The 21,709-nt window shown below is 76.2% G+C and carries 19 protein-coding genes; 12 read left to right on the top strand and 7 right to left on the bottom strand.

The genetic code is table 11. The annotated features are described in order from the left end of the window. Positions 1-155: 155 nt before the first annotated feature. From nadE to ACH4B3_RS23355, 3 genes are all read right to left on the bottom strand, one after another. Positions 156-986 (bottom strand): ammonia-dependent NAD(+) synthetase, encoded by an 831-nt coding sequence (gene nadE, locus ACH4B3_RS23365; protein WP_398465608.1) that lies wholly within the window; start codon positions 984-986, stop codon positions 156-158. 433 nt (positions 987-1,419) lie between these two features. Then, a complete protein-coding gene (locus tag ACH4B3_RS23360) occupies positions 1,420-2,226 on the bottom strand; it encodes a thioesterase family protein (RefSeq protein WP_398465606.1) in 807 nt (268 codons plus the stop codon). Positions 2,227-2,502: 276 nt separating this feature from the next. After that, complete coding sequence (locus tag ACH4B3_RS23355) at positions 2,503-3,468, bottom strand: aldo/keto reductase (RefSeq protein WP_398465786.1); 966 nt, start codon at positions 3,466-3,468, stop codon at positions 2,503-2,505. 277 nt (positions 3,469-3,745) lie between these two features. Here ACH4B3_RS23355 and ACH4B3_RS23350 point away from each other — a divergent pair, with 277 nt between their 5' ends. The 6 genes from ACH4B3_RS23350 (at position 3,746) to ACH4B3_RS23325 (ending at position 10,647) form a co-directional block, all read left to right on the top strand. Beyond that, entirely contained in the window at positions 3,746-4,438 is a 693-nt protein-coding gene (locus ACH4B3_RS23350; protein WP_398465605.1) for a FadR/GntR family transcriptional regulator, read from the top strand. After that, positions 4,438-5,832 (top strand): hypothetical protein, encoded by a 1,395-nt coding sequence (locus ACH4B3_RS23345; protein ID WP_398465603.1) that lies wholly within the window; start codon positions 4,438-4,440, stop codon positions 5,830-5,832. The genes ACH4B3_RS23350 and ACH4B3_RS23345 overlap by 1 nt, the downstream gene beginning before the upstream one ends. Next, complete coding sequence (locus ACH4B3_RS23340) at positions 5,829-7,682, top strand: GMC family oxidoreductase N-terminal domain-containing protein (protein ID WP_398465601.1); 1,854 nt, start codon at positions 5,829-5,831, stop codon at positions 7,680-7,682. Before ACH4B3_RS23345 ends, ACH4B3_RS23340 begins: the two co-directional genes overlap by 4 nt. A gap of 298 nt (positions 7,683-7,980) precedes the next feature. Beyond that, positions 7,981-8,769, top strand: a complete 789-nt coding sequence (locus ACH4B3_RS23335) for a lysostaphin resistance A-like protein (protein WP_398465599.1) — start codon at positions 7,981-7,983, stop codon at positions 8,767-8,769. Further along, positions 8,759-10,033, top strand: coding sequence for a sensor histidine kinase (locus ACH4B3_RS23330; RefSeq protein ID WP_398465598.1), 1,275 nt, complete (start codon positions 8,759-8,761; stop codon positions 10,031-10,033). The genes ACH4B3_RS23335 and ACH4B3_RS23330 overlap by 11 nt, the downstream gene beginning before the upstream one ends. After that, positions 9,997-10,647 carry a LuxR C-terminal-related transcriptional regulator gene (locus tag ACH4B3_RS23325; protein WP_398465596.1) on the top strand — a complete coding sequence of 217 codons (651 nt, stop codon included), beginning with the start codon at positions 9,997-9,999 and terminating at the stop codon, positions 10,645-10,647. The genes ACH4B3_RS23330 and ACH4B3_RS23325 overlap by 37 nt, the downstream gene beginning before the upstream one ends. A gap of 292 nt (positions 10,648-10,939) precedes the next feature. On the opposite strand, the gene ACH4B3_RS23320 is transcribed toward ACH4B3_RS23325, so the two are convergent. Further along, entirely contained in the window at positions 10,940-12,526 is a 1,587-nt protein-coding gene (locus tag ACH4B3_RS23320) for an MFS transporter (RefSeq protein WP_398465594.1), read from the bottom strand. A gap of 124 nt (positions 12,527-12,650) precedes the next feature. On the opposite strand from ACH4B3_RS23320, the gene ACH4B3_RS23315 reads away from it, so the two are divergent. Both ACH4B3_RS23315 and ACH4B3_RS23310 read left to right on the top strand, forming a co-directional pair. Next, the gene (locus tag ACH4B3_RS23315) at positions 12,651-13,607 is read left to right on the top strand and encodes an Lrp/AsnC family transcriptional regulator (protein ID WP_398465592.1); all 957 of its coding nucleotides are present in this window, start codon (positions 12,651-12,653) and stop codon (positions 13,605-13,607) included. Between the two features lie 242 nt (positions 13,608-13,849). Then, the gene (locus tag ACH4B3_RS23310; protein ID WP_398465590.1) at positions 13,850-14,689 is read left to right on the top strand and encodes a DUF1396 domain-containing protein; all 840 of its coding nucleotides are present in this window, start codon (positions 13,850-13,852) and stop codon (positions 14,687-14,689) included. Between the two features lie 154 nt (positions 14,690-14,843). On the opposite strand, the gene ACH4B3_RS23305 is transcribed toward ACH4B3_RS23310, so the two are convergent. Further along, complete coding sequence (locus tag ACH4B3_RS23305; RefSeq protein WP_398465784.1) at positions 14,844-15,689, bottom strand: aminoglycoside phosphotransferase family protein; 846 nt, start codon at positions 15,687-15,689, stop codon at positions 14,844-14,846. 408 nt (positions 15,690-16,097) lie between these two features. Between ACH4B3_RS23305 and ACH4B3_RS23300 the strand changes: the two genes are divergently transcribed. Further along, a complete protein-coding gene (locus ACH4B3_RS23300; RefSeq protein ID WP_398465588.1) occupies positions 16,098-17,381 on the top strand; it encodes a serine hydrolase domain-containing protein in 1,284 nt (427 codons plus the stop codon). A gap of 164 nt (positions 17,382-17,545) precedes the next feature. On the opposite strand, the gene ACH4B3_RS23295 is transcribed toward ACH4B3_RS23300, so the two are convergent. Further along, positions 17,546-17,977: a PPOX class F420-dependent oxidoreductase gene (locus ACH4B3_RS23295; protein WP_398465586.1), complete on the bottom strand. Its 432-nt coding sequence runs from the start codon at positions 17,975-17,977 to the stop codon at positions 17,546-17,548. Between the two features lie 303 nt (positions 17,978-18,280). Beyond that, positions 18,281-19,045 (bottom strand): maleylpyruvate isomerase family mycothiol-dependent enzyme, encoded by a 765-nt coding sequence (locus ACH4B3_RS23290; protein ID WP_398465584.1) that lies wholly within the window; start codon positions 19,043-19,045, stop codon positions 18,281-18,283. A gap of 67 nt (positions 19,046-19,112) precedes the next feature. Between ACH4B3_RS23290 and ACH4B3_RS23285 the strand changes: the two genes are divergently transcribed. From ACH4B3_RS23285 to ACH4B3_RS23275, 3 genes are all read left to right on the top strand, one after another. Further along, entirely contained in the window at positions 19,113-19,418 is a 306-nt protein-coding gene (locus ACH4B3_RS23285) for a MerR family transcriptional regulator (RefSeq protein ID WP_398465582.1), read from the top strand. A 75-nt stretch (positions 19,419-19,493) separates the two neighbouring features. Further along, positions 19,494-20,123 (top strand): hypothetical protein, encoded by a 630-nt coding sequence (locus tag ACH4B3_RS23280; RefSeq protein WP_398465580.1) that lies wholly within the window; start codon positions 19,494-19,496, stop codon positions 20,121-20,123. Positions 20,124-20,212: 89 nt separating this feature from the next. After that, positions 20,213-21,064 carry an arylamine N-acetyltransferase gene (locus tag ACH4B3_RS23275; protein WP_398465578.1) on the top strand — a complete coding sequence of 284 codons (852 nt, stop codon included), beginning with the start codon at positions 20,213-20,215 and terminating at the stop codon, positions 21,062-21,064. Positions 21,065-21,709: the final 645 nt, after the last annotated feature.

The raw sequence follows: 21,709 nt of genomic DNA, 5'->3' as shown, positions 1-21,709 counted from the left end.
ACGACAGCGGGCCGCCGCCGGGGGCCTTCCCCCGGCGACGGCCCGTCGCTCGGCTCATCCTGGATCGCGCACGCCTCGGGTGGCCTCCCGCCGCCGCGGCGGCGGTTGCGGCCCCACGGCCGTCCGGCTCGGCGTCCCCCGGCGCGGCAGCCGGCTCAGGGGGCGATCGGCAGCTGTCGCTTGTGCTCGGTGAGCCGGTAGCGGCGGACGATGGCCCCGAAGGCCGCCTCGTCGACCGGCTTGCCCTCCAGCAGGTCGTCGATGTCGTCGTAGGTGACGCCCAGCGCCTCCTCGTCGGGCCGGCCCGGGTTCAGCGTCTCCAGGTCCGCGGTCGGGGTCTTCCCGACCAGTTCGGCCGGCGCCCCGAGGGCCTGCGCCACCGCCCGGACCCGCCGCTTGGTGAGGCCGGTGAGCGGAACGACGTCGGCCGCGCCGTCGCCGAACTTGGTGAAGAAGCCGGAGACGGCCTCGGCCGCGTGGTCGGTGCCCACCACCAGGCCCTCGTGCGCGCCGGCCACCGCGTACTGGGCGATCATGCGCTGCCGGGCCTTGATGTTGCCGTGCACGAAGTCCTGGTGGTGCGCGTCGCGGAAGACCGTGCCGCCGGCCAGTACCGCCTCCAGCGCGGCGTCGCTGGCCGGCTTCACATCGACGGTCAGGACCCGGTCGGGCGCGATGAACTCCAGCGCCCGCTGCGCGTCCTGCTCGTCGGCCTGGGCACCGTACGGCAGCCGCATCGCGAAGAACGTCGCCTCCCGCCCGGCGGCCCGGACCCGCTCGACCGCGAGCTGGCACAGCCGCCCCGCGGTGGTGGAGTCCACCCCGCCGCTGATGCCCAGCACCAGTGAGCGCTGGCCCGAGGCGGTCAACCGCTCGGCGAGGAAGGCCACCCGCCGCTCGATCTCCTGCCCGGCCTCGAAGGACGCGCTCACCTGGAGATCCCGGGCGATCTCCTGCTGCAGCGTTATGGACGCCAGGTCGGTCACGGTTGCTCCTCGGGCGCATCGGCGGTCGGCACGCGCCGCCCGCCGGGGGCCACCGGCGCGTGCTGGGGTCGCAAGCACTCTAGAGGACGGCTGGACCGCAGGTCGGAGCCGTATCAGCGGCTCCCGGCGACGGCTCGGCGGTGCCAGGGCGGCCCGGCTCCGCCGGCCTCCTCCGGCGCCGGGTGCCGCCGGCGGGGTGCGGAGCCGGGGTGCGTCGGCCGGGGCCCGCCGCGACCTCGGCGCGGGCGGGGACCGCGTCCGGGCCGCCAGGGCCCGCTCGGCGAGGGCGCGGCGCCCGGCCGCTCCGCCGACCGCCCCCCGTCAGCCACCGCGCCCCCGGCCCGCAGGTGCCCGCCCGCGCGTGCGCCGGCGCCCCTCCGTGCCCGTCCGGGCGGCAGGGCGTGCCCGGCGGTCCGCGCGGCGCCCTCCGGTGTCAGCCGTGGGTCAGCGGGCGTACGGTGAGGATCTGCTGGGCGTGGCCGACCGGGCCGTTGACATCGTGCAGGACCGTGCTGGTGAGGCCGTGTCCGGCGGGCCCGAAGCTGACCGTGGTGTCCAGGCCGGTCCAGCGGCCCTCGGGCCGGCGGTGCAGATGAATGGTCAGGTCCATGTTCGGGAACATCCACTCGGCCGGCGGCTGCTGCACCGCGATCCCGTTGGCGGTGTCCACCAGGGCGAGGTACGAGGCGAGCGGACTGCTCGGTTCGCCCGCGACCAGGTCGACCCGGCTGGAGACCCAGGCGGCGGCCCGCCCGGCCCGGTCCGTCGCCGCGCGGCGGACCTCGACGGAGGAGACGTAGCCGCCGCCCCACGTCTCGCTCATCGGCCACGGGTCGAACGCCTCGGGCGGGGCGAGCGGTTCCTGGGGGCTGTCCGCGACCGCCGCGGTGTCGAGGGTGGCGAGCAACCAGGCACGGGCCCGCACCACCGGCCGGTCGGCGATGCGCACCACCGCCTCCAGCAGTTCGACGGTGCGGCCGGGGCGGAGGGACTCCACGGTGATCTCGCACTCGTCGAGGGCGATGCGGCCGAGGATGTCGTAGCTGATCCGCGCCGGCGCCAGGCCGCCCGCGGGGTGTGCCGCCGGATGCCGGTCGATGGCGTGCGCGATGAGCCCGGCCAGCGGGCTGAAGTGCTGCTCGTCGGTGTTCCAGGCGCCCCCTGCGTGGGCCGTGGGCTTGTAGCGGTACTCGCCGGTGCGCTGGTAGTAGCTCTCAGGCGTGGCGGGGAGGGTGGTCAACGGACGCTTCTCCTCGGGCTGATCCCGGTTCGTGGAGCGGGACAGGATAGATGGTGATACCAACCTTCGCGCTCTGGATCGTAGGCGCCCGAACGACCGGTGGGCTGCCGCGGTGACGCATCCCACACCCCGGTCGCGGGGGTGCGGGAGTGACCCGGGAGCAGCGGTCGGCCGGGTTCCGCATCCGCCCGGGCGGACCAGCGCGGGGAACCGCCGGAACACGCGCCAGGCGGGCCACCGGAACACGCCCGGCGGCCGTCGGGCGCGCGGCCCCGGTCAGGAGTAGAAGTTGCGCTGCCAGCGGTGTCCGGCCAGCACGGCGAGCTGGTCGGCGGTGAGCGGATGCCCGTCGCTCACCGCCGCGTTGCGCTCGACGTTGCGCAGCGTGCGCATGCCGGGGATGACGGTGGAGACGGCCGGGGAACTGAGCACGAACCGCAGGGCGGTCTCGGCGATCCCGTCCGGGGTGATGCCGAGGTCCGCGGCGATGGCGGCGACCCGCCGTTCGACCTGCGCCGGACGGTCGCCGCGGAAGTAGCGGTTGCGCCAGTCCCCTTCCGGGAACGTGGTGTCCGCGGTGATCCGGCCGGTGAGCCCGCCCTCGTCGAGCGCCACCCGCACGATGACGCCGACGCCGTGCTCCGCGCAGGCGGGCAGCAGCGCGTCGGCGGGCGCCTGGTCGAAGATGTTGTAGATCACCTGCACGCTGTCCACGGCACCGCTGCGGACGAGCGCGAGCACGTTGTCCGGCTGGTGGTCGTTGACGGAGACGCCGAACAGGCGGATCTTGCCCTGCTGTTTGAGTTCGGTGACGGTCTCCAGCCAGTCGCCCCGCCCGACCCACTCGTCACTCCAGACATGGAACTGCAGGACGTCGAAGTGGTCCAGCCCGCCGGCCCGCAGGCTCGTCTCCACGCTCTCGCGGATGTGCTCGCCGGGAAAGGTCTCCCGCGGGTCCAGGCCGTCGGGGGCCGGCCAGACGCCGTTCTTCGGGGGCACCTTGGTCGCGACGTACACCTCGTCGCCGGACCGTTCGCGGACCACCCGGCCGATGATGCGTTCGCTCTCACCGTAGCCGCGGGCGGTGTCGATGAAGTTCACCCCGAGGTCGAGGGCGCGGTGCACGGCCCGTACGGACTCGTCCTCGGTGGCCCCGACCCAGCCGGACTCGCCGATGCCCCACGCCCCGTAGCCGATCTCGGACACGGACAGCCCACTGCTTCCCAGCTCGCGGTAGTGCACGATCGTCCCTTCCGCCACGGCGCTCGTCGGCGCTCGGTCCGGCCCGGTGCCGGGCACCCGGCCGCGGAACATCCCGACCCTAGGCGAGGCGGACGGCGGGGTCACCCGGTTTCCGCTCCCCCGGTGGACGTCGCCTCCGCCCCCGCGGCGGGGGCCGTTGCGGGGTGCTCCGCGCGGCGGGCCCCGCAACGGCCGCTCGGTTCGCGTCTGTTGACGCGCCGTGCGGGCGAGTGGTTCAGTGGCTCATCCACTGGACCACTGCCCTGGGAGGGCGTCGATGGAGACGTTGCCGCGCGAGACGATCGTCGATGTGCTGGAGGCCAGGCTCCACGAGGACATCGTCACCGGCCGTCATCCGGCCGGGAGTTACCTGCCGCCGGAGCGCACCATGGCCGACGGCTACGGCGTGACCCGTACCACCCTCAAGCACGCCTTCGGACGCCTGGTGCAGGCCGGTCTGCTGGAGACCCGGCACGGGGTCGGCACCCGGGTGCGGGACTTCCTGCGGCTCGGCGGCGCCGACCTGCTGCCGGTACTGGTGCGGTACGACCCGGGCTGGATCGCCGAGATCTTCGAGGTCCGCCGCGGCGTCGGGACGCTGATCGGGGAGCGCGCGGCCGCCCGGGCCGACCGGGCCCAGCGGGACGAGCTGCGGGAGCTGCTGCGTGCCGTCGCCGAGGCCGCGGACCCGGACGCCGTGCAGCTCGCCGACGCCGAGGTGCACCGCGCGCTGGCCCGCGCCACCGGCAACCGGGTCTACGTACTGCTCACCAACACCCTGTTCAACGCCTACCTGCCGCTGCGGTCCCGGCTGGCCGGGCCCTTCCAGGACCCGCGGACCGCCTACGAACGGCTGGCACCGCTGGTCGCGGCGGTCGGGGCGGGCGACCGGGCGGCCGCGCGGAAGGCCGCCGCGGACTACCTCACCGTTACCGAACGCATCATGCTCGACGACCTCGGGGCCCGCTGATGGCCGCCCGGGGCACGGTCTTCGCGGAGACGATGACCGGAACCGTGCGCCTGACCGGCGAGGACCACGACCGGCCGGTGCGCCTGGACCTGACGGTGCGCCTGGACGGGATCCCGGCACCGCACCGCACCTGCGACGCCCGGGCCACCGGCCGGCTGCGCATCGCCGGCCGGGCCGACGACCGGGACGTCACCGGGACGCTGGAGATCTCCCCGCTCGCCCGGCGCCGGATCCGCTACCGCCTCCGCTTCACCGCCGACGGCAAGCCGTGGCGGCTCGACGGCTGGAAGTCCGTCAGCCCGCGCCGGCCGCTGAGCTCCCTGACGGTGCTGCCGTTCGCCCTGCACACCGACGACGGCCCGGCCGGCCGGGGCACCGTCCGGTTCTCCCCGGCCACCGGTCTGCCGCCGTTCCTGGCGAGCGTCCGGTTCCCCCGCCGGGACCGGGCCACCGGGCTGTGGGCCCCCCGCTGGACCGGCACGCCGGGGCGCACCGAGGTCTGGTACACCACGCTCACCGATCCGGCGACCGGCACCGGCGTGTGGCTGCACCACGAACTGACGGCACCCTCCGACGGCTCACCCGCCGTCGCCCACGGCTGGGCGGCCGTCTTCCCGCCGGACGGGCCGGTCGAGCACGCGCGGTTCGGTCCCGCGCCCTGGCCTTCACCGCCGCCTCGGGACGGCTTCGCCGCGGCCGGTGCCCAGGCGCTCCCGGGCCGGCTGCGCGGCGCTGCCGGAGCCTTCCGCTGGGACCTGGCCGAACGGGCCGGCGGACCTCCGCTGTACACCTTCCCGCGCTGGTCGTGGCGGTACCCGCTGCTCCCCGGGGCCCAGATCGTGGCCGCGCCGCATGCCCGGTACAGCGGCACCCTGCGGCACCGTACCGGCGAACTCACGTTGCGCGACGCCCCGGGAGCCACGGCCCGCATCCACGGACACGGTCACGCCCGGCGCTGGGCCTGGCTGCACGCCGACCTCGGCGGCCGCGACGTGCTGGAGGTGGTCGCCGCCGCCCCGGCCGGACCGGGCCGCGACCGGTGGCCGGCCCTGGTGTTCCTGCGGCTGCGCCGGAACGGCCGCACCTGGCCCCGTGGCGGGCTGCGGACCGCCGTGGGCAGGGCGGGCGCCGGCCGGTTCACCGCTCGCATCGCCCTGCCCGCCTGGACGGTGACCGGCCGGGCCGGGCTGCGGCGGATACGGGTCGAGGTCACCCAGCCCGCGGACCGCACGCTGACCCTGGACTACGCCGACCCCGACGGCACCCCGGCGGTGTGCCGCAACAGCGAGACCGCGGACGCCCGGGTGGTGCTGCAGCGCTGGTGGGGCCGGTGGCGGACCGAGGCCCGGTGGACACTGGCCGGTACCGCGCACGCGGAGGTGGGCCACCGGTGAGCACCGCCGCCCTGACCGGACTGGTGGCCGCGCTGCTGGCCGACGACGGACGCCCCGGCTGGCCCGCCGCCGTCCCGTACCGCCTCGACACCCTGCTGGACGCGATGCCCGCGCCGGCCCGGTACGCGCTGCACACGGCGGCGGCCGCCGCCGACGGCTACGCGCTGGCCCGCACCGGCCGCCGGCTGCACCGGCTCGGCCCGGCGGCCCGCGAGGACGTCCTGGCCGCGCTGGCCGCCCGGCCCGCGCTGCGACCGGTGCTGGACGCGGTGAAGGTGCCCGTACTGCTGGCGGCCGGCACCGAACGCATGCTCCACGGTCCGCGGCCGCCCGCCCCGGCCCCACCGCCCGCGGACCCGCCGCTGGACTGCGTACCGGCGACCGAATGGCCGGACCGGTCCACCGCCGACGCCGTCGTCATCGGCTCCGGAGCCGGGGGCGCCATGGCGGCCCGCACGCTCGCCCGCGCCGGCCTGCGGGTGCTGGTCCTGGAGGAGGGGCGGCACCACGGCACCGCGGAGTTCGGCCGCCGCGCCCCGCTGGACCGGTTCACCGAGCTGTACCGGGACGGCGGCGCGACGCTCGCCCTCGGCTTCCCTCCGCTGGTGGTGCCGGTCGGCCGGGCCGTCGGCGGCACGACCGTGGTCAACTCCGGTACCTGCTACCGGACTCCGCCGCACGTCCTGGCCCGCTGGCGGGACCGGTACCGGCTGCCCTTCGCCGACCCAGGCGTCTTCGCCGGGCACCTCGCCGAGGTCGAGCGCACCCTGCGGGTCGCCACCCAGCCCAGGGAAGTCCTCGGCCGCAACGGCACCCTGGCCCTGCGCGGCGCCCGGGCGCTGGGCTGGCGGGCCGGGCCGCTGCGGCGCAACGCGCCCGGCTGCGCGGGGTCCTGCCAGTGCGTGGTCGGCTGCCCCACCGGCGCCAAGCAGAGCGTGCAGCTGTCGGTGCTCCCGGAGGCGTGCGCGCACGGCGCCCGGATCGTCACCGGGGCGTGGGTGCGGCGGGTGCTCGTCGATCCCGACCGGCCCGGTGGGCCACGTGCCGCCGGCGTCCGGGTCCGGCGGTCCGACGGCAGCGAGCTGGAGGTGCTCAGTCCGCTGGTGGTGGTGGCCGCCGGGGCCCTGCACACCCCTCCGCTGCTCCGCCGCTCCGGTCTCGGCCGCCACCCGGGTCTGGGCCGCAACCTCGCCGTGCACCCCGCCACCAGCGTCGCCGGGCGGTTCGCCGGGCCGGTCGCCGACGGGCCCGCGGTGCTGCAGAGCGCCGGGGTGGAGGAACTGCACCAGGACGGCATCCTCATCGAGGCGACCGCGCCGCCGCCCGGCATGGGCTCGTTCGTGCTGCCCGGAGCGGGCGCCGAACTCCGCGCGGAGCTGGCGGACTCCCACCGGCTGGCCACCTTCGGGGCGATGATCGCCGACCGCCCTTCGGGGCGGGTGCTGGGCGCCCGGCGTCCGGTGCTGCGCTACCGGCTCGACCCGCGCGACGGCCGCCGGCTGCTGCGGGCCGTGCACGCCATGGGCCGGCTGCTGTTCGCCGCGGGCGCGGAAGAGGTGCTCACCGGGGTCCCGGCGGCTCCGCGGGTCCGCTCCGTCGAGGGGCTGTCCGAGGCGCTGGGCGCGGTCACCGCCCGGCAGTTGCACCTCTCGGCGTTCCACCCGACCGGAACGGCGGCGATGGGGGCCGACGCGTCGACCGCACCCACCGATCCCGAGGGCCGGCTGCGCGGAGTCCGCGGGGTGCTGGTCTGCGACGCCTCCGCGCTGCCCTCCTGCCCGGAGGTCAACCCGCAGCTCACCGTCATGGCCGTGGCACTGGCGGTCTCCGGGGCCGCGGTGGCGTCCTAGCGCGCCGGTCGGGACGCCGCGGAGCCGCCGCCGGAGCGGCCCGGGGGTCCGCGCCCGGGCCTCGCGCGGGAGCCGGGGAGCGATCCCCCTCGCCGGCGCCGCGACGGGCACGGCGCGGCGGGCGCGTCGATCGGCACGGGGCCCGCCCCGGCCACAGCGGGCCCCGACGGGCGGCGGCGCCGGGGCCCGGTCCCCGACCGGGGGAACGCCGACCGGGGGCCGGGGTGTACCCAGGTACACCCCGGTCCGGCAGTCAGGTCCAGTGGCGGGGGCGTCGCCGGACGGCATCGTCGGTCCCATGCGAATGACACCTGTGGACATCAGGGTGACGGTCTCCTTCCTCACCGTCGCCTTCCTCGCCGCCGGCGTGCTGGGCGCGGTGCAGCCGGCGACCGGGATACCCGTCGAGGTCATCCAGCTGACCCAGTTCGGGCCCGCCCTGGGCGTGGCCGTCGCGGCGCTGCTGTGGCCGGAGCGCGTGGCGGCGCTGCTCACCGGCGGACTGCCGGGCGGCGGGCGCCGGGGGGCGCTGCTGATCGTGACGGCGCCGCTGATCATCGCGGTCGGCGCGGGTACCTGCGCGGCGTTCCGCGGGGACGCCGGACTCACCCGCCCGGAGGCCCCGTTCGCGTTGATCGCCGCGGCGCAGCTGATCGGTGCCTGCGGCGAGGAGATCGGGTGGCGCTGCCTTCTGCAGCCGCTGCTGCGCACCCGCTTCGGCCCTCTGGGTGCCTCGATCGCGGTCGGCGCGGTGTGGGGCGTCTGGCACGTCCAGGTCTTCGCGGAGCATCCCGGGTACGCGGTGGCGTTCCTGGTCGCGGCGGTGTCCATGTCGGTCGTGCTGGGCTGGGCCCTGGAAGGGCTGGGGGCCTGCCGGCTGCTGCTCGCGGGTGGCTTCCACACGCTGATCAACCTCGGCATGCTGCTGTTCATGGACGAGGAGTCCGGCGCCGTCCTGCCCATGGTGCTGTTCGGGGTGTCGTGCCTGGCGGCGGCGGTGCTGTGGACGTGGGCGGCCGGGAGCCGGCGGTGGGCGGGGGCATCGGCACCCGCTAAGCTCCCCCCGGTCATGGAAGATGTTCGATAAGCCTCGCACGGTGCTCGCCCGCGGCCTGGTGGCCGTCGGCCGGTGCCAGTTGGCGAGTCTGCACGCGCTCGCGGCCTGGGCGGCCGGCTCGCTGGTGGTGCTCGCCGTGCTGCTGCTGCCGGTGGGGGTCGGGTTCCGGCTGCTGCCGCCCGCCGCGCGGGGCCTGCGGGCGCTGTCCGACCGCTCCCGCGCCCGCGCCTCGTCGTGGACGGGGGCCCGGATCAGCCCGCCTGAGCCGCTGCCCGCGGACCGTGGCGGGAACGCCCGCGAGAGGTCGGGCGCGATCCTGGCCGACGACGGGTTCTGGCGCGACCTGGTGTGGGCGTGGCTGGGACCGGTGTCGGGCGGGCTCCTGGTCGCCGTCCCCCTCGCGCTGGTGGAGTACGGGGCGTTCGGCACGCTGGTGCAGCCGTTCGTCTGGCGGCACCTCGGCGACGGCAACTGGTACGCGTTCATCCGGGTGTCCGGTACCGCGACGATGCTCGCCGCGGCGGTGCTGGGGCTGGTCTTCGCGGCCGTCGGCCTGCTCGCCGCCCCCGCCGTGCTCCGGTGGCACGCCCGGGTGAGCCGGCCGCTGCTCTCCGCTCCGCGCAGCACCCGGCTCAACCGCCGGATCGAGCGGCTCACCGACACCCGCAGCCGGGCCCTGGACACCCTGGCGGCCGAACTGCGGCGGGTGGAACGGGATCTGCACGACGGCGCGCAGGCCCGGCTCATCGCCCTGGGGATGACGCTGGACCGGGCCACCCGGCTGCTGGAGTCGGACCCGGTGGCGGCGCGCCGACTGCTGCTGGAGGTCCGCGGCACCTCCGAGCGGGCCCTGCAGGACCTGCGCGACCTGGTCCACGGCATCCACCCACCGGTGCTGGCCGACCGCGGCCTCGGCGACGCGGTCCGGGCGCTGGCGCTCGACAGCTTCCTCGACGTCCACGTCGAGGCCCGGCTGCCGGGCCGGCTCCCGGCCCCCGTGGAGTCCGCGGCCTACTTCGCGGTGAGCGAGGCGCTCACGAACGCGGCGAAACACGCCGGAGCCCGGGAGGTCCGCATCGCCCTGGCCCACCGGGAGGACCTGCTGCGCGTCACCGTCACCGACGACGGCCGCGGCGGTGCCGACCCCTCCCGGGGCACCGGACTGGCCGGGGTGCGACAGCGGTTGGATACCTTCGACGGCACTCTCGCCCTGCACAGCCCGCCGGGCGGCCCGACCACCGTGACGATGGAGATTCCGTGCGCGTTGTCCTCGCCGAAGACCTCTTCCTGCTGAGGGACGGGCTGACCCGCACCCTCCGGGAGCACGGCTGCGAGGTCGTGGCGGTGGACAACGGCCCGTCCCTGCTGCGCGCGCTGCTCGCCGAGGGGGACGCGGCGCCGGATGTCGCGGTGGTGGACGTGCGGCTGCCGCCGACCTTCACTGACGAGGGACTGCAGGCGGCCCTGGAGGCCCGCCGCCGCCGGCCCGGCCTGCCCGTCCTCGTGCTCTCCCAGTACGTCGAGCAGCTGTACGCCAACGAGCTGCTGGCCGGCGGCGAGGGGGCCGTGGGCTATCTACTCAAGGACCGGGTCACCCACACCGGGCAGTTCATCGACGCGGTCCGCCGGGTCGCCGCCGGCGGCACGGTGATGGACCCCCAGGTCATCTCCCGGCTGCTGACCCGCAGCAGCGCCCGCGGCACGATCGGCGACCTGACGCCACGCGAGCGCGACGTCCTGGAACTGATGGCGGAGGGCAGGTCGAACGCCGCCATCGCGAGCGGTCTGCACATCAGCGAGAGCGCCGTCGCCAAACACACCGTCGGCATCTTCACCAAGCTGCGGATCAGCCCGTCGCCGGACGACAACCGCAGGGTGCTGGCCGTCCTGGCCTATCTCAAGGGCTGAGCCCCGCGAGAGCCGAACCCCGCGGCGCGCCGGCGCTGCCCGGTCCGGCGGGTGACGCCCCGGCCGGGTACCGCGCCGGTCCGCCGTGCGCCGCACGCGATCCGTCGGGTGGTGCGGGCGTCGCCCTCGTCGGCGTCGTCCTCTTCGGCGTCGCCCGCGGCGCGAAGCGGGCCGTCCCCCGGCCCCGGGGCAGGCGCCCCGGGGACGCGAAGCGGGCCGTCCCGCGGCCGCGGGGCGGGGGCGCCCCGCGCCCGGCCCCTTCCGCGAGGGGATGGGGCCGGGCGGTCCTTCGTCAGGTGACCGGTGGCCGGTCCGGCGTCCGCTCGCCCGCCGCCGGCACCGACTTGCGCTCCTCCGGTGCCGGGACCGCGCCGGCCGTCCGCGCCGGAGTCCCCGCCGCCGCGCGCCCCGGCCGGCGGGTCAGCCCGAGGACCAGGAGGGCACCGGCCAGGGCCACCCCACCGGCGGTCAGGGCGAGGGTGTTGTGGCCGGTGGCGAACACGGTGTGCAGCGTGTGGTCGAGAGAGGCACGCTGCCCGGTCGGCACGGCGGCCAGCAGGGTGTCGGCCCCGCCACCGGACAGGGTCTGCGCGGCGGTGTCCGGGTCGGGCACCTCGCCGCGCAGCGAGTGACGCATGCTGGACACGGCCAGGGTGCCGAAGACCGCCACGCCGAAGGCGTAGCCGAGCTGTTCGAAGGTGCTGTAGGCCCCCGACGCCATCCCGGCGCGCTCGGCCGGTACCGAGCCGAGGGCGAGCGCGGCAGCCACCTGGAAGACCAGGCCCATCCCGATCCCGCTCAGCACCAGGCCGCCGACCAGGGCGGGCCAGCCGGAGTCGGCGCTCAGGAAGCCCTGCGTGCCCACGCCCAGGCCGGCCAGCGCCAGGCCCAGGGTGGCACCCACCCGCGGGGAGGGCCGGGGCACCCACCGGCCGCACGCCACCGCCACCAGGCCCGCGGCGAGCGCGTGCGGCAGCACCACCAGCCCGGCGCCGATCGGCGAGAGCTCCTGGACCGACTGCAGCCACAGCGAGGTGTAGGGCAGGATGCCGTAGACCGTCCCCTCGCCGACCGCGATCGTGATCATCGCGGCGGTGAACGCGGGCCGGCGGAACAGCGAGAGGTCCAGCAGCGGGTGCGCGGCGCGCCGCTGCACGGCGACGAAGGCGGCGAAGGCCGCCAGCGCCACACCCAGCGGGACCAGCGTGCCGGCGGAGGCCCACCCGTCGTCGTGGGACGCGGTCAGGGCGAAGACGAATCCGCCCGCTCCGAGGGCGAACAGCGCGGTGCCGGGGAGGTCCACGCGCCGCGCCGGGTCCCGGTCCGAGGCATCGCGGGGGATGTAGCGGAAGGTCATCAGCAGCGCGAGGACGGTGACCGGGACGTTGACGTAGAAGATCCACCGCCAGTCCAGCGCCTGGGTGAGCAGCCCGCCCAGGACCGGGCCGAGGGCGGAGGCGCTGGAGGCCACCGCCGCCCACACCCCGAGGGCCAGCCCGAGCCGGCGCCCCGAGTACAGGGTGCGGATCAGCGAGAGGGTGGTGGTGAACATCGCGGCCGCCCCGAGGCCCTGCACCAGCCGCGCCGTGATGAGCCACCCCATGGACGGTGACAGCGCGCACGCCACCGACGCCAGCGCGAAGACCACGAGCCCGGCGGCGTAGACCCGCCGCCGGCCGTGCAGATCGGCGAGCATTCCGGCGCCGAGCAGGGCGGCGGCCACCGCGAGGGCGTAGCCGTCGGCGACCCACTGCAGCTGGGTCAGTGTCGAGCCCAGCGAGTCCGACATGGACGGAAGCGCCACCAGCACGATGGTGACGTCGACGAGCAGCATGAACGTGCCCAGGCACACGGCGGCCAAGGGCCCCCAGATACGCATGACGAAGAACTCCCGGTGGAGGCGAGGGGGTAGAAGGACCCGCACACCTTCCGGGTGCCGGCCGCGGGGTCCCAAGCCATAGGCTGGGCCATGGGAGATTCCGGCACAGCAAGGGGGCAGCGCGGTGGATCCAGGCGCACTCGACGAGCTCGGCCAGCGGCTGCTGGAGGCTCTCCAGCACGACGGCCGGGCCCCCTTCAGCCGGATCGCCCGGCAGCTGGACGTCTCCGAGCGGACCGTCGCCCGCCGCTACCAGCGCCTGCGCGGCATGGGTCTGCGCATCGTCGGACAGCCCAACACCGCACGTCTGGGCCTGGTCCGCTGGCTACTGCGGCTGCACTGCACGCCCGACGCCGCCGGCACCATCGCCGAGGCCCTGGCCCGCCGGACGGACACCAGCTGGGTCACCCTCGCCTCCGGCGGCACCGAGCTCTACTGCGCGCTCAACACCCGCACCGCCGACGAACGGAACGCCCTGCTGCTGGAGAAGCTCCCGCGCACCCCGAAGGTGCTCTCGGTCAGCGCGCACTGCATGATGCGGATCTTCGTCGGCGCGACCAGCACCTGGCACGCCACCCGCTTCGGCGCCGCGCCGCACGAGGCCCCGGTGGACTCCGGCTCCGCGCGTTCCCCGCTGCCGCTGGACGCCACCGACCGTGTCCTCTTCGCCGAGCTGGCCCGTGACGGACGGGCCACCCTGCCCGAACTGAGCGCGGCGGCGGGCCGCTCGCCCTCCAGTGTGCAGCGGCACCTGGAACGGCTGCGCGCGGAAGGGGCCCTGGACCTGCTGGTCGACTTCGACCCCCAGTTGCTCGGCTACCACATGACCACCCGGCTCTGGCTGAACGTGGCCCCGGCCCATCTGCGCACCGTCGGCGAAGCCCTGGCCACCCACTCCGCCATCGCCTTCGCCGCGGCGATCACCGGCACCTCCAACCTGGTGGCCAGCGGCGTCTTCCGGACCCCGGCGGACCTGTACGACTACATCGACCGGCACATCGGCCCGCTGCCGGGCATCCTGAGCATCGAGACCGCCCCCACCCTCCGGGAACTGAAACGCCTCGCCCCCGCGCTCCCCTGACCCCGCGCCGTCCCGCCGGGGCGCCCGCAGGAGGTCGGGGGCCGGGCCCGGCGCGCGAGGTCCGGGCGCCCGGCAGCCCCGGGGACGGGGGCCCGCGGGCCCCGACCGCCACTGCGGTACTGTCCGGAAACCGACGAGCGGATGATCAGTGGTGGACGTAGGGGTGGGCGCATGGACAGAGCCGTGAACAGAGCCATGAGGGGCGCGTACGGCAGACGTGCCGGGGGTCGCTGACGGCTCTGGTGGCCGCGCTGCTGCTGGCCGGGGCGGCCGGCTGCGGATCCGCGGAGTCAGGCGCCGCGGCCGGCGGCGGCACCGGCCCCACCACGAAGGCGGCGGCACGGCCGGGGTCGGCGGACCTGCTCGCGGTACGGGAGGCCGCCCGGAAGAGCGGCGGCTCCGAGGCGTTCCACTACCGCGCGACCGGCAGGACACCGAATGACGCCGCGTTCGACATCGAGCAGGCGGTGAGCGCGCGGAAACCGGCGCCGATGTGGCTGAAGAACCACGAGCCCGACCCGGCACGCCACGAGCCGGTGGAGGTGCGGCTGGTGGGCGGGGCGCTGTACGCGGACACCGGGAGCCGGGAGGTGTCGGGGATGCGCGGCAAGCGCTGGCTGAAGACCGACCTGGCGACCGTGGAGCGGTACAGCGGCAGGAAACTGGACGTGGACGCCCTCACCAGCATGGGCGGGCAGGACACCGGCGGCCAGCTGACCTCGATCACCGACTCCGAGGACGTGCGGCGGGTCGGGACCGGCACCGTCGCGGGGATCCGCACCACGCACTACCGGGGGACGGTCGGCTTCGGCACGATGCGGGAGAAGTTGCGGAACGCCGACCCGGAGACCAGGACGCGCCGCGAGGCCAGGCTCCGGAGCTACGAACGGGCCGGTGTGCACCGGCTGGTCATGGACCTGTGGGTCGACGAGGACAACCGGGTCAAGCGGTACCGGGTCCGGGGTGACGGCCCGCGCAGCCCGTTCGACGTGACGGTCACCTACCTTTCGCTCGGCGAGCCGGTGACGGTCCGGGTGCCGCCCGCCGGTGACACCGTGGACGCCGCCGAGCTCACGGACTGATCCCGGGACTGACGGCAGCCGCGGCGCCCCCGCACCGGAGCCCACCGCCGGCCCGGCGCCGCGCCCCGGGCTCGCCCACGCGGGGCGCCCCGGGACCCCCGGGACCCGCCGTGCGGCGCCGGGTGCGTCGCGGCGTGCCCTGACCGGCGCCGCCCTAGCCGAGGAGGGCCTGCCCGATCTGCCGGGTGGTCTGGGCGGCCACCCGTGGCTCGGTGTCGGCGTAGTGCAGATAGGCGTTCAGGCCGGTGGCGAGGGCCCAGCCGCGGCCACGGGTCCAGGTGGCCTCGTCGACGCCGAGCCGGGCGCGGAAGACGGCTCTGGCATCCGCCGACATCAGGGTGAAGGCGATGGTCAGGTCGCGGGAAGGGTCGCCGATGCCGAGTTCGCCGAAGTCGATGACCGCCACCAGCCGTCCGCCGGCGGCCAGCAGGTTGCCGGTGTGGAAGTCTCCGTGGAACCACACCGGAGGGCGGTGCCAGGCGGGGGCCCGCAGCGCGGCCTCCCACAGCCCGGTCATGGCCCGCGCGTCGAACACGCCGGCGAGCCGGGCGATGGCCCCGCGGGTGGCCTGGTCCCGCTCGGCCAGTCCGGTGGTGACGTGGCAGTCGCCCGGGGCGTCCCGCGTCGGGCAGTCCCGCAGCGCGGTCAGGAACCGGGCCAGGTCGCGGGCGCAGCGGGCCGAGCCGCCCAGCGCCGCGACGGTCGGCGGCTCGCCGTCCACCCAGCGGGAGACCGCCCAGGACCACGGGTAGCCGAACGCGGGCGACCCCACGGCCACCGGCTCAGGGACGGCGAGCGGCAGGTGCGGGGCGAGACGCGGCAGCCATCGGGACTCCTTGACCGCCTGCCCGGCGGCACCCGGATGGCGCGGCAGACGGACCGACAGCTCCCGGCCCAGGCGGAAGATCACGTGGTCGGAGCCGCCCGGTTCCACCCGCCGCAGCGGCAGGCCGGCCCAGTCGGGGAACCGGGCGTCGACCAGACGCCGGGCCAGTGCCATGTCGATGACGGGACGGTCCTCCCGGGCGGCGTGCGGCAACGCGACTCCTTCCGCCGAGAATTCGGCCGGGGATGAGGGTGGGGATCGGGTGGGGTGGAGGTCATCCCAGCGCCCTCCGGCCGGCCTTGTCGACCGGTTTTCCGCCGGCCGTCCCGCACCTCCCCCGCGGCGCGGCGGGCCGCCGCCACCCGCACGGCCCCGGCGGATGCCGGACGGGCCGCTCGTACCGCGGGGGTGGCCGTCCCGGTGCGGCGGAAACCGGTCGGCACCCGCTCAACCCGGGCCGGCGGCGCGGAGTCCTTATCCCCGACGGCCCCGCGCGGCGGGACGCCGGCATCGCGTCCGCGGCGGCCGCGGACGCACGGGGGCGTGGGGCGACCTGCCCCACCCGGACGAGGGGGGAACCCGGTGCGGAACAGACGGACGGCGGCCCGGCGGACGGCACGGACCGGAGCGGCGGGACTGGCGGTGACGGCGCTGGCCGTCTCGTTACTCGCGGCCCCCGCCTGGGCCGATTCCGGCCGTGCCGCGGACCGGCGGACCGGCGGTGCGGGACACGAGGCGGTCCGGCGGGCGATGGACGCGGTGGTACGGGGCGGGATCCCCGGGATCACCGTCCAGGTCCGGGACGACGAGGGCGTGTGGCGCAGTGCCGCGGGCGTCGGGAACCTGCGGACCGGCAAGCCGCGGGGGGTGGCGGACCGGTTCCGCGTCGCCAGCATCACCAAGACCTTCGTGGCGACGGTGCTGCTCCAGCTGGAGGCCGAGGGCCGGCTCGACCTGGACGACACGGTGGACCGCTGGCTGCCCGGTCTCGTCCGGGGCCACGGCCACGACGGGCGGAGGATCACCGTACGGCAGTTGCTCAACCACACCAGCGGCGTCTATGACTTCCTGGACGACCGCGAGTACCTGGACACCTATGTGTTCGCGCCGGGCTTCCTGAAGCACCGTCACGACACCAGGACCCCGCAGGAGGCGGTGGACGTCGCCATGGCCCACCCGCCGTACTTCGCGCCCGGCGCCGGGCAGCGGTACTCCAACACCAACTACGTCCTGGCCGCGCTGGTCCTGGAGGCGGTGAGCGGCAACTCCTACGAGGACGAGGTCCGCGAGCGCATCGTCGAGCCGCTGGGGCTGCGCGGCACCGTCCTGCCCGGTGACACCGCGCACATGCCCCGGCCCAGCAGCCGGGCCTACTCGACGCTGTCGGAGGACCCCGCGGCGACGAGGATCTACGACGTCACGGTGCAGAACGCCTCCCAGACCTGGGCCGAGGGCGACATCATCTCCACCACCGGGGACCTGAGCCGCTTTCTCAGCGCCCTGCTCCGCGGCCGGCTGCTCCCCGCGCCGCAGCTCAAGGCGATGATGACCACCGTGCCCGACCCCGAAAACCCGTCGGCCGGCTACGGCCTGGGCATCAGCAGGTACCGCACCAGCTGCGGCACCACCGTGTGGGGCCACAGCGGGGGCTGGATCGGCTCGCTGTCGGAGGCCGTCTCGACCGTCGACGGGCGCCACACCCTCGTCTACAACCTCAACGGCGACTGGGCGATGCCCGCCAGTCTGGTGGAGGCCGAGTTCTGCGGTGCCGAGGGCGGCGCCCCGGGCGGCTCGCGGACCGCCCCGCCGGGCGCGGGCACGGCGGGCGACCGGCCCGGGCCGCCCGCCGGACGACGACCGCGCTGAGACCGGCCACGCCCCGGACCCGGGTCCGGCCCACGGGCCCGGGTCCGGTGAGCACCGCCCGGCCGCGCGCCCGGGTCCGCGCCGGCCGCCGGGTGCCCGTACCGCGGGGGCTGCCGGCCGCACCTCGGCGCGGACCGCTGCCCCCGCCGACTCCCCGGCCGCGGTCAGCGCAGTCTGGCGCCGTACACGTGGTCGACCGTCATCGTCATGAGCACCCGGCGGTCGGACACCATGACCGAGCGGTACTCCTCCCAGTCCGGGTGCTCCCCGGCGGCGGTCCGGTAGTAGTCCACCAGTGCCCCGACCTCGGGGCCGTACGGGTCGGTGCCCGGACCGACGAGGGTCGCGGTGCCCTCGGCGGTGGCCCACGCCCAGCCGTCGGGGCTGGTCACCTCCAGGGTGGCGCGTGGGTCGCGACGCAGGTTCACCGTCTTGGCCGATCCTTCGGTCATCGAGACGTGCAGGACACCGGCCCCGTGGTCGTAGAAGGGCATGACCGGGGAGAGCTGGGGGCGGCCGTCGGCCTTGATCGTCGCGAGGACTCCGAGCCGGCTCTCCGCGAGGAGTGTGCGCGGGTCGAACGGTGTGGTGGTCATGTCTGGGGCAAGCCGCCGCGGGGACCGGCTATTCCCGGCACGCGTCTCCCCGGCGGTGCGCGTCACCCCAGCGGCGCGCGTCTCTCTGGCGGTGCCTGTCGCCGGCCCGCCGCGTCCGCCCGCCCCGGCGGGCGCGGCGCCCGTGTCCAGCGGGGGCCGGCGGCGCCGCGCGGCCGGGGCGGGGTCGTGCCCGGCGAGGGCGGCGAGCACGAGTGCGGCGCGCCGGCCCGCTCCGGCCCCGCACCGGACGCTTCGACCGCGCCCCGGCCGGCCCGGCGGCCGGCCGGGTGGCCGGGTGGCCGGTCACAGGGCCGTGTGTGCCAGCCAGTGCTCCACCAGTGCCCGGTCGCCGGTGATCGTGACCGCGCTGTCGCCGACCCGCAGCCGCCGGGTGAACAGCAGCAGCAGGTCCTGCGCCTCCCCGGCCACCACCGCGTCCGCCGCGGCCGTACCGCGCTCCCAGCTCACCCCGCGCGGCGTGAGGGTGATCAGCCATCCCGGCAACGGGGTCCCGCGGGGCGACAGCTGGAGGGTCCCGACCCGGCCGCGGAGTTCGGTCAGGGCGGGTTTGAGTGCCGCGGCGTCCGGCGCGGACAGCAGTTCCAGCACCTCGGTGATCGCGTCGGCCGCCACCTCGGGGCCGACCCGGAAGGCGGTGCCGGCGGCGAGCGCCGCGTCCGCGTGGTGGACACAGGTGTCGTTCACCATGTGGCGGAGCCAGAAGTCGGCCCCGCGCGGGCCGAGGTAGGTCCACACGGTGGCCCCGGGAGGGGCGCCCCGGACCGCGTCGACGAGCTGCGCGGCGCCGTCGAGCAGCCACCCGGTCCACTCCGGCGGGGCGCCCGGATCCGCCTCGCGGGGGTCCGGGACGCCGTCCGGCGCGCCGTTCACGACGATCCCCGCCGCCCACCGGTGCGCCTGGCCGATGTGGCCGACGAGATCCCGCAGCCGCCACTGCGGGCAGGTGGGCACCGGGGCGTCCGGCTCCCTGCCGTGGACCGCCGCGGCGAAGGCGGTGGTCTGCTCCCGCAGTTGCTCGGCGAGCCGGTCGATGCCGGGTGTACTCATGGCGTTCCCTCTCCCTGTGGTGTGCTCGTACGCTAGAAAGCGCAGTCGGGTGGAGGTTCCAGTCATCGTGACCGAGATCACATCGGATGGGGTGCCGCTGGGGATCGGCGACCTGGCCCGGCTGAGCGGCGTGCCCGTGCGCACCGTCCGCTTCTACTGCGACGAGGGGATCGTGGAATCCCGGCGCAGCGCGGGCGGGCACCGCCGATTCGATCCGGCGGCCGTCGACCGGCTCCGGCTGGTGCGCCGGCTGCGCGGACTCGGGGTGGGGCTGCCCGCGATCCGGGACGTCCTCGCCGGCCGGGTCTCGCTGGCCGAGGCGGCGGCCGCCGAGCGGGCGGCGCTGGACGCGGAGTTGGCGCTGCTCGGCTGACGCCGTGCCGCGCTGCGGGCCGTCGAGGAGGCCCGCCCGGCCGACCGGGCCGCCCGCCTCGCGCTGCTCGCCGCGGTGGGGAACGGCCGCGCCGCGTCCGACGCGCTGGTCGCCTTCTGGCGGCGGCTGTTCTCCGGGCCGCTGCCGGACGCCGTGTTCGCCATGTTCCTCGCGGTGGGCGTGCCGGACCCGCCCGCGGACCCGACACCGGCGCAGGTGCTCGCGTTCGCCGAACTGGCCGGCCTGGTCGCGGACCGGTCGCTGACCCGGCGGCTGCGGGCCCGGGCGGGACGCGCGGCGGTCGTGGACGAGGGCGCGCTGCTGGCGGGGGTCGGGGAGGCGTTCGCGATGGCCCGGCCCGCGCTGCTCGCGGGCGAACGGCCCGGACCGGGACCGGCGCTCGACCGGTTCGTCGAGGCGCACGCCTCGGTACGGGCGAGCCGGGACACGGCGGCGTTCCGGCGCGCGCTGTCCGCCCGGTCGGGCCGCGAGCCGCTCACCCATGTCGCCGTGGACCACGACCCCCGGATCCGGCGGTACTGGGAACTGGTGGGCGCGGTCACGGGCGACCCCGCCACCCTCGGCGCCCTGCACGACTGGCTGCTGGAGGCGCTCGACCGGTCCGTCGGCGGGGGCCTCGGCCGGCCGGCCGGACCTGGTCCGGAAGTCCCGGTCGCGGTACGACCGCAGCACCAGGACCGATAGGGCACGGACCCACCGCCCTCCGGCCGAAGCCGGCGAACACCCCGTTCGCGTACGGTCGTTCCCGCGACGAGCGAAAGTGAGGAACGACGATGCAGGCGGATCGTGTGACCGAGTGGGGCGGGGAACTGCTGGACCTCGATGCCTACCTGGGGCGCATCGGGTACACCGGGGAGCGGGCCCCGACGCTCGCGGTGCTGCGCGGGCTGCAGCGCGCGCACGTGACGTCGATACCGTTCGAGAACGGTGACGCCGTGCTCGGGATCCCGGTCCTGCTGGACGTGGAGTCCGTGCAGGACAAGCTGGTCCGCCGGCAACGGGGCGGCTACTGCTACGAACACGCCTCGCTGTTCGCCGCCGTGCTGGAGCGCCTGGGGTTCCGCTTCACCGCGTTGAGCGGGCGGGTCACCCTCGACTCGGACAAGGTGCTGCCGGCCACCCACGCCCTCCTCGCCGTCACCGCCGCCGACGACGAGCGGACCTGGCTGTGCGACGTCGGCTTCGGCAGCGGTCCGCTGGGACCGGTCGAGCTCGCCGACGGCGCCGAGGCGGAGTTCGACGGCTGGCGGTACCGGATGGTGCGACGGCCGAACGTCTCCGGCATCGACGACTGGTGGCTGCGGCAGTACGGGCCCGACGGCTGGGTCGACCGGCACACCTTCACCCTCCTGCCCCAGTACCCGATCGACTTCGTGGTCGGCAGCCACTACGTCGGCACCCACCCCCGCTCACCGTTCACCAAGCGCCTGTTCACCCAGCGGTTCAGCGCCGAACGGCACGACAAGCTCGACGGTGCGACCTGGACCGTCAACCGTCCGGACGCCACCCGGACCGAACGGAAGATCACCCGGGACGAGTTGCCGAAGGTGCTGGCGGAGGAGTTCGGGATCGTCCTGGGCGCCGACGCGCTCGCCCGGCTCGGAGACGGGTTCGACTCCGCCTGACCGGGCCGGCGGGCCGCGGTCCGCCGGCCCGGCCTGCGGCTCCCGTCACCGGCCGAGGCGGCCCCACCGGCTCGGCCCGCCGGTGCGGCGGTCACCGGACGGGGTGCCGGGGGCCGTCCGGCGGCCGGCGAGGCGGGGGCGCGGCGGCGCCCACATGCGTGCCCGGCCGGACGGGGAAGGCGTGCCGCGGCGGAGCACGGCGGGCGGGGCGGAACACGGCAGCGGAATCACGCCGAATACCTTGCGCCCGGGTCCGCGCCGGACGGATGCGGGGGGGCCCGGCGGTACGGCCGCCCCCGACCCAGACACCACGGTGTTCTCCGGGCGAAAGTGCCCGGAGAACATCCGGCCGCGTCGCCGCCGGTACCGGATCGCCGTGTGACCGCCGTCTCGTCGACGCCTGCGGGACACCTCGCGAGCCCCCTCCGGCAACCCTCGTGCCGGGGCCGAAATATGCCGGGGGCGTTCGCTCGGTACGGCAGGATCCCCGGTGACCGGTCACGCGCCGGACGGAGCCCCGTGCCGTCCCCGCCGCAGTACAGACAGGGAGCCGCCTGTGATTCCGTGCCCGCCCGCCGGGCGATCCTCGGCCGCGCGGCACCGCCTCGGCCGGTCCCGCCCGCACGGCCCGGGTGTCCTCCGCCC

The sequence above is a fragment of the Streptomyces sp. NPDC018031 genome, from assembly GCF_044327625.1.
Lineage (GTDB): Bacteria > Actinomycetota > Actinomycetes > Streptomycetales > Streptomycetaceae > Streptomyces.
This window is presented reverse-complemented; position numbering and strand designations above follow the sequence as displayed.

What these genes read in the sequence shown, in the direction of transcription:
- ACH4B3_RS23350 (WP_398465605.1), top strand. Translation starts at nt 3,746, where the DNA reads ATGGAGACGTTGCCGCGCGAGACGATCGTCGATGTGCTGGAGGCCAGG.
- ACH4B3_RS23345 (WP_398465603.1), top strand. Translation starts at nt 4,438, where the DNA reads ATGGCCGCCCGGGGCACGGTCTTCGCGGAGACGATGACCGGAACCGTG.
- ACH4B3_RS23335 (WP_398465599.1), top strand. Translation starts at nt 7,981, where the DNA reads ATGCGAATGACACCTGTGGACATCAGGGTGACGGTCTCCTTCCTCACC.
- ACH4B3_RS23330 (WP_398465598.1), top strand. Translation starts at nt 8,759, where the DNA reads ATGTTCGATAAGCCTCGCACGGTGCTCGCCCGCGGCCTGGTGGCCGTC.
- ACH4B3_RS23290 (WP_398465584.1), bottom strand. Translation starts at nt 19,045, where the DNA reads ATGAGTACACCCGGCATCGACCGGCTCGCCGAGCAACTGCGGGAGCAG.
- ACH4B3_RS23305 (WP_398465784.1), bottom strand. Translation starts at nt 15,689, where the DNA reads ATGGCACTGGCCCGGCGTCTGGTCGACGCCCGGTTCCCCGACTGGGCC.
- ACH4B3_RS23275 (WP_398465578.1), top strand. Translation starts at nt 20,213, where the DNA reads ATGCAGGCGGATCGTGTGACCGAGTGGGGCGGGGAACTGCTGGACCTC.
- ACH4B3_RS23295 (WP_398465586.1), bottom strand. Translation starts at nt 17,977, where the DNA reads ATGACCACCACACCGTTCGACCCGCGCACACTCCTCGCGGAGAGCCGG.
- ACH4B3_RS23320 (WP_398465594.1), bottom strand. Translation starts at nt 12,526, where the DNA reads ATGCGTATCTGGGGGCCCTTGGCCGCCGTGTGCCTGGGCACGTTCATG.